7 protein-coding genes and 3 pseudogenes are annotated in these 7227 nt (G+C 68.1%); 7 read left to right on the top strand and 3 right to left on the bottom strand.

The annotated features are described in order from the left end of the window. The 5 genes and pseudogenes from LQ326_RS46500 to LQ326_RS46480 form a co-directional block, all read left to right on the top strand. Window positions 1-478, top strand: a pseudogene (locus LQ326_RS46500) (hypothetical protein); the annotation flags it as partial. 300 nt (window positions 479-778) lie between these two features. After that, window positions 779-982, top strand: coding sequence for a cold-shock protein (locus LQ326_RS46495; protein ID WP_023586116.1), 204 nt, complete (start codon window positions 779-781; stop codon window positions 980-982). 345 nt (window positions 983-1327) lie between these two features. Then, window positions 1328-2821, top strand: coding sequence for a DEAD/DEAH box helicase (locus tag LQ326_RS46490; RefSeq protein ID WP_234545263.1), 1494 nt, complete (start codon window positions 1328-1330; stop codon window positions 2819-2821). A gap of 46 nt (window positions 2822-2867) precedes the next feature. Next, window positions 2868-3272, top strand: coding sequence for a CBS domain-containing protein (locus tag LQ326_RS46485; RefSeq protein WP_234545262.1), 405 nt, complete (start codon window positions 2868-2870; stop codon window positions 3270-3272). A 52-nt stretch (window positions 3273-3324) separates the two neighbouring features. Further along, a complete protein-coding gene (locus LQ326_RS46480; RefSeq protein ID WP_234545261.1) occupies window positions 3325-3633 on the top strand; it encodes an SCO5918 family protein in 309 nt (102 codons plus the stop codon). Between the two features lie 101 nt (window positions 3634-3734). Here LQ326_RS46480 and LQ326_RS46475 read toward each other — a convergent pair. Beyond that, window positions 3735-4093 (bottom strand): annotated as a pseudogene (locus LQ326_RS46475) (hypothetical protein). A gap of 46 nt (window positions 4094-4139) precedes the next feature. Then, a pseudogene (locus tag LQ326_RS46470) lies at window positions 4140-4532 on the bottom strand (ATP-binding protein). A 1232-nt stretch (window positions 4533-5764) separates the two neighbouring features. Here LQ326_RS46470 and LQ326_RS46465 point away from each other — a divergent pair. Together LQ326_RS46465 and LQ326_RS46460 are read left to right on the top strand one after the other, a co-directional pair. After that, window positions 5765-6103 carry a MerR family transcriptional regulator gene (locus LQ326_RS46465; protein ID WP_189932162.1) on the top strand — a complete coding sequence of 113 codons (339 nt, stop codon included), beginning with the start codon at window positions 5765-5767 and terminating at the stop codon, window positions 6101-6103. A 240-nt stretch (window positions 6104-6343) separates the two neighbouring features. After that, the gene (locus LQ326_RS46460; RefSeq protein ID WP_055495910.1) at window positions 6344-6547 is read left to right on the top strand and encodes a cold-shock protein; all 204 of its coding nucleotides are present in this window, start codon (window positions 6344-6346) and stop codon (window positions 6545-6547) included. A 257-nt stretch (window positions 6548-6804) separates the two neighbouring features. On the opposite strand, the gene LQ326_RS46455 is transcribed toward LQ326_RS46460, so the two are convergent. After that, window positions 6805-7227, bottom strand: a 423-nt coding sequence (locus LQ326_RS46455; RefSeq protein ID WP_234545260.1) for a hypothetical protein, incomplete at its 5' end; no start/stop codon positions are given.

Genomic DNA, 7227 nt, shown 5'->3' with positions numbered 1-7227 from the left:
GGTTCAGATGTCACCCGATCGTGCGGCAGACCCGGATGCGGGCTTGTTCCATGGCGGCTTCCCAGCGGATGCGTTTCTGGCGTGCCGCTTCGGCCTCGTCCTGGCGTCTGCGTTCGGCGGCTTGGCCGCGAAGCGTGACCTCCTGTGCGATCTCGGCGAGCTGCTCTTCGAGGGGCGGCCGGGGGTGTCGGCCCATTCGCTCGCCCGGTGTGGCTGGCCGCCGCTGAGGATGAAGCGGAGGCGTTCGGACGGCATGGAGTGCGAACGGCTCATCCAGCACTGCGAGAGCCTCATCACCCGGGCCGCCATTACCGTCATGACCAGGCGCCTCACCCACACTGAAGAGGAGGGCTCGCTCATCCGGGACCGGGAACGGCATCCGCTGCGTGGTCGTCCCCACAGTCTCGCAGCTGCCTTTCCTGGCGGAAGCGGCTTTTCCCGGCCGCCGCGCAGCGTGCCGATTGGCCACCCTTCCTGAGGCGTTGAACGCTGAGTGAATCATATCTGTTCCCGAGGGATCAGTTTTTGGAGGGCCGCGCAGCCGGAGTTTTTACCGCGAAGAGCAGAGCGCAATTATCCAACGTGCACGGGCCGTCCGGTGTGCTACTGTCGATCTCAGTTGCAGTTGTGGTTCCCAAAACTTCAAGTGCCCCCGCCAGGCTTCTGCCGGTTGGGAGCACTTTTGTATTTCCGGTCATTTCCGGGCGGGGTAATCATCGCGGCGACACGGCGTCCGCGCAATGCGGATGCCGATGCACTGCCCCAAAGGAGATATGACATGGCTGCTGGTACCGTGAAGTGGTTCAACGCGGAAAAGGGCTTCGGCTTCATCGAGCAGGACGGTGGCGGCGCCGACGTGTTCGCCCACTACTCGAACATCGCCGCGCAGGGCTTCCGTGAGCTGCTCGAGGGTCAGAAGGTAACCTTCGACATCGCGCAGGGTCAGAAGGGCCCGACGGCCGAGAACATCGTTCCGGCCTGACGCTCACGCGCAATCCGTAGCTGGGGCCCGCATCCTTCGGGGTGCGGGCCCCAGCTGCATGCGTTTCCCACAGCGGCTTTCACCCGCGGGACGCCCCGGAGGAATCCGCGGTACCACCACAAGCGGTTCCTCCCTCAGGAAGCGGACGCATCCTGAAGCGCTGCACCGCAGCCGACGTCCGGATCGCAAAGTCCCCATCGCGTCACCCATTTCAGCACCTGTGCCCACGGATATTTCCGTCGGTCAGATCTGCTTTCTTTTGTCACCGGTCCATACTTGTAATTCTCCGTGTCGTTCATCGCAGCGGGAATTCCTTGATATGTGCCACATCGAGGAAGGTTCCGCATGAACCGCACGTACACGAACGACCGCCCCGCCCGCACCCGTGACCGCCGTGCCGACGCCGGAAAGGGTGGCAGCCGCACGAGCTCGCAGGCACCGCGCCGTACCGGCGGGCCCGTCCGCTCCGGCGGCTACGGCCGTCGGCCCGCCGCAGTGCAAGGTGAGTTCGCGCTGCCCAGGACGATCACCCCCGCACTGCCCGCCGTTGAGGGCTTCGCCGATCTCGACATGCCCGAGCAGCTGCTGGCCGAACTCGGCAGGCAGGGTGTGACCGCACCGTTCCCGATCCAGGGAGCGACGCTGCCGAACTCCCTGGCGGGCCGTGACGTCCTGGGCCGCGGCCGCACCGGTTCCGGCAAGACCCTCGCCTTCGGCCTCGCCCTGCTCGCCCGCACCGCCGGACAGCGTGCCGAGCCCCGCCAGCCGCTGGGGCTGATCCTCGTACCCACGCGTGAGCTGGCCCAGCAGGTGACCGACGCGCTCACCCCGTACGCCCGCGCCGTGCGGCTGCGGCTGGCCACGGTGGTGGGCGGCATGTCGATCGGCAGGCAGGCCGGCGCGCTGCGCGGCGGAGCCGAGGTCGTCGTCGCGACACCGGGCCGGCTCAAGGACCTCATCGACCGCGGCGAATGCCGGCTGAACCACGTGGGCGTCACCGTGCTGGACGAGGCCGACCAGATGGCCGACATGGGCTTCATGCCCCAGGTCACCGCGCTGCTCGACCAGGTGCGCCCGGAGGGGCAGCGCATGCTGTTCTCCGCCACCCTGGACCGCAACGTCGACCTTCTGGTACGCCGCTATCTGACGGACCCAGTGGTTCACTCCGTCGACCCGTCGGCCGGTGCAGTCACGACGATGGAGCACCACGTCCTGCACGTCCACGGCGCCGACAAGCACGCCGCCACGACCGAGATCGCCGCCCGCGACGGCCGCGTGATCATGTTCCTGGACACCAAGCACGCCGTCGACCGGCTGACCCAGGACCTGCTCAACAGCGGAGTACGGGCCGCAGCGCTGCACGGCGGCAAGTCGCAGCCGCAGCGCACTCGCACGCTGGCGCAGTTCAAGACGGGACACGTCACCGTGCTGGTGGCGACCAATGTCGCGGCGCGCGGCATCCACGTCGACAACCTCGACCTGGTCGTCAACGTCGATCCGCCGACCGACCACAAGGATTACCTCCACCGCGGCGGCCGTACCGCCCGCGCCGGCGAGTCCGGCAGCGTCGTCACCCTGGTCACGCCGAACCAGCGCCGAGGCATGGTCCGCCTCATGTCGGACGCCGGAATCCGGCCGCAGACCACCCAGATCCGCTCGGGCGACGAGGCCCTGCGCCGGATCACCGGAGCCCAGGCCCCGTCCGGCATCCCGGTCGTCATCACCGCACCGGTGGTCGAACGCCCCAAGCGCAGCGCCACCTCCCGAGGCCGCCGTCGCCCCGCCTCGGCGACCAGGCGCACCCCCGTACGCCAGTCCGGCTTCGGCACGGTGGCCTAGAACTCTCGTGATCAGGAAGCCGGCCCATCTCTGCAGGAGGCACCCTTTGACGCTGGTTCAGACGCAGCCCCGCCCGGCGGACTCCGGCCCCGCGCACAGGACGGCGGTCGAGGTCATGGACGCGGCCGGACCGCAGGTCTGTGACGACATGAGCGTGGAGGTGGCGCTGGCCGTCATGGCCGCCGCCCGCACGGTCCGACTGGTCGTCTGCGACCAGGACGGCCAGTGCACCGGCCTGGTCACCCGTACCGAACTCGCCGCGGTCCGTGACAACTCCGACTACACGGACCGGGTCCGCCTGCGCGACATCCTCGGCGACCACGAATCGTGCACCCCACCCGTGACCACGATGGCCGAAGCCGAGCACGCGATGCGCACCCGTCGGCTCGGTGTCCCGCCGGTGGTCGACGAGCAAGGCAGCGCCCTGGACATCCTCGCCCTCTCCCGCTGAAACACCTCGCCCCCGGTCGGACCGTTCTCCCCTCTTCTCTCTGTGAGGCCACATGCGCTGCGTCATCGCCCGCTTCCCCTTCGAGCTCACCAAGGGCGGAGTGCTGGAATCGATGAAGGGCATCAAGCCCGAACCGGTCACCGGAGAATCGGTGATCATCGGCCGCCGCCACTACCCCGTCAAGCAGGTCGGCCAGGTCATCACCCGCCAGGACCGCCGTGATTTCAGCGCCGCCGAAGTCCTGCGGGCCATGGCTCAGCTCGGCTTCACCTGCCGCGCCGTTCCCAAGGCAGCGCCCCTGGGCATTCTCAGCCCGATGCAGCACGCCTCCGCGATGCTCGGCACCCCCGTGACGGTCTGACCGGGTAAACAGGCACGAGCCGACATCCGACCAGCAGTGTGGGCCCGACCGGTACGCCGGCCGGGCCCACACCGCGTGCAGCGGGTTCCCGTCGCCGTCGCTCAGTGGCCGGAACCGCTGAAGTCGCCCACGGTCCAGGCGCTGACGTCCTCGATCGCAACCCGGTACCTCCACCCGTCTCCGGACCTCCAGGGTGCCCTGCAGGATCCGGGCGGCATGGAAGTGCAGACGCGTGGGCGGCCCGTCCTTCTTCGCCGGGGAGTCGAAGACGGCGGCGACTCGTCCAAGCGGGCGGAATCCGTCAGCACATCCGACACCCTCTGCCTTCACGTGGCTGCGAGAGAGCCAATAGACCGGTGATGACAGCGCCACTGGTGACCACGGTCAGGGACTCCGATCGCTCTGGTCGCACTCCACCCGGGGCGCCGACGCCAGCGAGCAACTCGTCAGGCTGCGACATGAGGCGGACGATATTCGCCGACCATCCGGCTGCCTGAGCGGTGACGCTACCGGGCAAGGAAGGCGCTCACGGTCTTGCCGCCGGAGGCCCGGCGGGTTTCCGCCGTGGCGCGCGCGAGGCGGGTGACTATGGGCCAGCCGAAGCCCCCGGTGCCGCCGTTCAGGTCAGGCGTGCGCATGCGCGGCACATGCCGGCTGGGATCGTGAACGGCGACCTCGATGGTGTCGGGGTGCGCAGTCAGTTCCAGTGTGCAGCGGCCCCCGCCGTGGCGCAGGGCATTGGTGACGAGCTCGGACACGACCAAGACCACAGTGTCCGCTGCGTCAGGGGCCACGGCCGGCTGCTGCAAACCTCAGAGGAAGGCCCGTGCCGTATCGCGTGCGTCGGCAATGGCTGTGGTGGAACGGACGGCTTCGGCGCTGGCCATCACCGTGATCATCAGGGTCACCACGGTCTCTGAATAGTCCATGCCCCTGCCCGTGCCTACCCAGCCCCTGTGCCCTCCACCCGCCAACCCCGCGGAGCCACAGTGCTTGCCTGAAGGGTACGGAGGACCACAGTCGACGCATGACAGGCACCTGCTGCCGTGAGCCCGTGTCTCCGCAGCCCGCGGTCTGCTCGAGTCAGAGGCCGTGCCGGTTCGCCACGAGCTGCTCGATCATCCCGGGACCGTCGAGGGCGGCGCAGGGACTCCTGCCGCGCTCGTCAACGGCCGACCTGCGGGGCGTCACGGCTGGAAACGCCCGTCCCGGCCGGTGGAGTTCTCCACGAGACGCAGTGTTGGCCGGTGCCCGCCGACGGTAGCCGCGGCGCAGTCGGCGACGTCCCGCTCAGCCCGACGTGCTGCGCGGCGGGGGATCCCTGCGCGCCGGACTGAGCCCCGAAGCTGCTTGAACCGTACATGGACCGGTCGAGGCAGACTGGTCGAGACGGACTACCTCATCGTCGAGTGCACGGAAATCTATGCCAGCCGAAGTAGACATTCGTCGGCGATGTGGTTATGGTTTCTCTCGTAGCCGAGATCAAGAGAGGCCCGGCAGAGATGAACTGCCGGGCAGCAGTACGCAGTTGTAGTTCGCAGGACGGTGCGGTGGTGGAGTTCCGAAGCCAGAGCGGTTGCAGGACGGCGACGGGACTGACGACCGGACCGGGTGGCCCGCAGTGATCAGGGGCCGCCATGAGCAGCACCGCAGTGGCAGTACCAGTAAGTGAAGGTTCGCAGTGCCCAGCAGTGAAGTCAGTGAGCAGTACCTCGGTGAAGGCGTCGGCTGCGGACGCGCGCACCGGGAAGTTCGGCAGTGGGGTTCCAAGCCAGAGCAGACGCAGGACGGGCGACGGGGCCGGCTGCCGAAGAGTGGCGCTGTTCGAGGCCACCAGCAGTTCACAGTTTCCGAAAGTGAGTAGTTGATCAAGAGGGAAGAACGGAGGAGCCGAGCGCCATCAGGATCGCCCGGGCGGAATTCTTGGCCCCGGGTACCGCAGGACATCGATAGTGAGGTGGTCTCCGGTCAAGCAACCGCGATCCCCGCGCCCCCGACAGCGTCTCGGTCGGGTTTGCGGAAACAGAAGGCCGGTGCAGTATCAGGGCCGGCAGATGGTGTAGTAGTTCCTTCGGGGCCCTGGTGCCAGTACGGCGCCAGGGCCCCTCGACGCGTTTTACAGAGAGGTGCAATGACAGCAGACGACACGTTCGGCCGTCTCGATGACGACGACTACCCCGCTTACACCATGGGCCGGGCCGCCGAACTGCTCGGCACCACACAGGGCTTCCTCCGGGCCATCGGCGAACACCGGCTCATCACCCCGCTGCGCTCCGCAGGCGGACATCGCCGCTACTCCCGCTACCAGTTGCGCATCGCCGCCCGGGCTCGGGAACTCGTCGACCACGGGACCCCCATCGAGGCCGCCTGCCGGATCGTCATCCTGGAAGACCAGCTTGAGGAAGCCCAGCGCCTCAACGCCGAATACCGCCGCGCCGCCGAATCAGCGAACCCGACGGCAGCAGCATGAGATGAGCGTGCCCGCCAGCGTCGGCGGGCACCGCACGCACGGTCTCGTGTGTGGCGTGATCATTTCCTGTGGTGACCCGGTGCGTGGGCGTGTAGCGTCTGCGTCAGCTGTCGTGGTTCGGAATTCCCTGCCCGCGCCTTTGGTGTGGGCGTCTTGCTGTGCTGTGCCGCAGGGACCAGGACGATCACCTCCGTCTGCCACATGGAGTGGGAGGCGTTCATCGACTGGAAGGCATGAGGCATGGCAACGGGAACTGTGAAGTGGTTCAACGCGGAGAAGGGCTTCGGCTTCATCGCCCAGGACGGCGGCGGCCCGGATGTCTTCGCGCACTACTCCGCGATCAACTCCACCGGCTTTCGTGAGCTCCAGGAGGGCCAGGCCGTGACGTTCGACGTCACCCAGGGCCAGAAGGGCCCGCAGGCCGAGAACATCAACCTGGTCTGACCTCGCAGACCTGGCCGAGAGGTTGCGCACGCCGCGTCAGGTGGCCGCCGCCCGTGCAGGCCCTGCCTGCTGTCGCGCCGGGCCGGTGCAGGATCAGGGGGCCGCGCAGCCATTGCTGCGCGGCCCCCTGATCTGTGGAGGCCCGGGGCCGCTGCCACCTCGGTTTGAACCTTCCTGACCTCAGTCGCTGCAAGCGTGGTCGGGCACGGGAGCCGCATGTCTGGCGCGGCTACCGTGCAGCTCGGAGGAGCCGACGTTCAGACGCTCGTCCAGGCGTCGAGGAAGGCTTTCCGTCCAGCCGGATCGTCCGACCTGCGGTCTGCGTGCAGGACGCGCCAGGCGGTGAGCTCGAGATCTCGGAGCCACAGTTCTCCGATGACCTGTGTCTTGAGGTCGGGCAGATGGTCGGACTCGACGAGGGCCTGACTGATCACCTCGCCGGCCGCGAAGCGCTGGGGCGGGGTCATCTCATCGACGGCCGAGAGGATCTGCCGGGCCAGGGCGGTTCCCTCTCCTGCCAGCGAACGCAGCACCGGATCCTTGATGTTGCCGGGCGGCAGGTACGCGGTGCCCGAAGACCTCCACAGGTCCGACCGGAAGCGCTCTCCTGCCGCGGTGGGGGCAGGCAGCGCGGCGAGCAGCCTGTCTGCAAGTCGGCTGTTTTCCGGGATGCGGCGCTT

This window comes from Streptomyces shenzhenensis, from assembly GCF_021462265.1.
Classification (GTDB): Bacteria; Actinomycetota; Actinomycetes; order Streptomycetales; family Streptomycetaceae; genus Streptomyces; species Streptomyces shenzhenensis.
Note: the sequence above shows the minus strand (reverse complement) of the source record. Positions and strands in the feature narration are given on the sequence as shown.

Excerpts from the sequence above, each read along its gene's own strand:
- LQ326_RS46495 (WP_023586116.1), top strand. The coding sequence starts at position 779 with ATGGCTGCTGGTACCGTGAAGTGGTTCAACGCGGAAAAGGGCTTCGGC.
- LQ326_RS46490 (WP_234545263.1), top strand. The coding sequence starts at position 1,328 with ATGAACCGCACGTACACGAACGACCGCCCCGCCCGCACCCGTGACCGC.
- LQ326_RS46480 (WP_234545261.1), top strand. The coding sequence starts at position 3,325 with ATGCGCTGCGTCATCGCCCGCTTCCCCTTCGAGCTCACCAAGGGCGGA.
- LQ326_RS46465 (WP_189932162.1), top strand. The coding sequence starts at position 5,765 with ATGACAGCAGACGACACGTTCGGCCGTCTCGATGACGACGACTACCCC.
- LQ326_RS46460 (WP_055495910.1), top strand. The coding sequence starts at position 6,344 with ATGGCAACGGGAACTGTGAAGTGGTTCAACGCGGAGAAGGGCTTCGGC.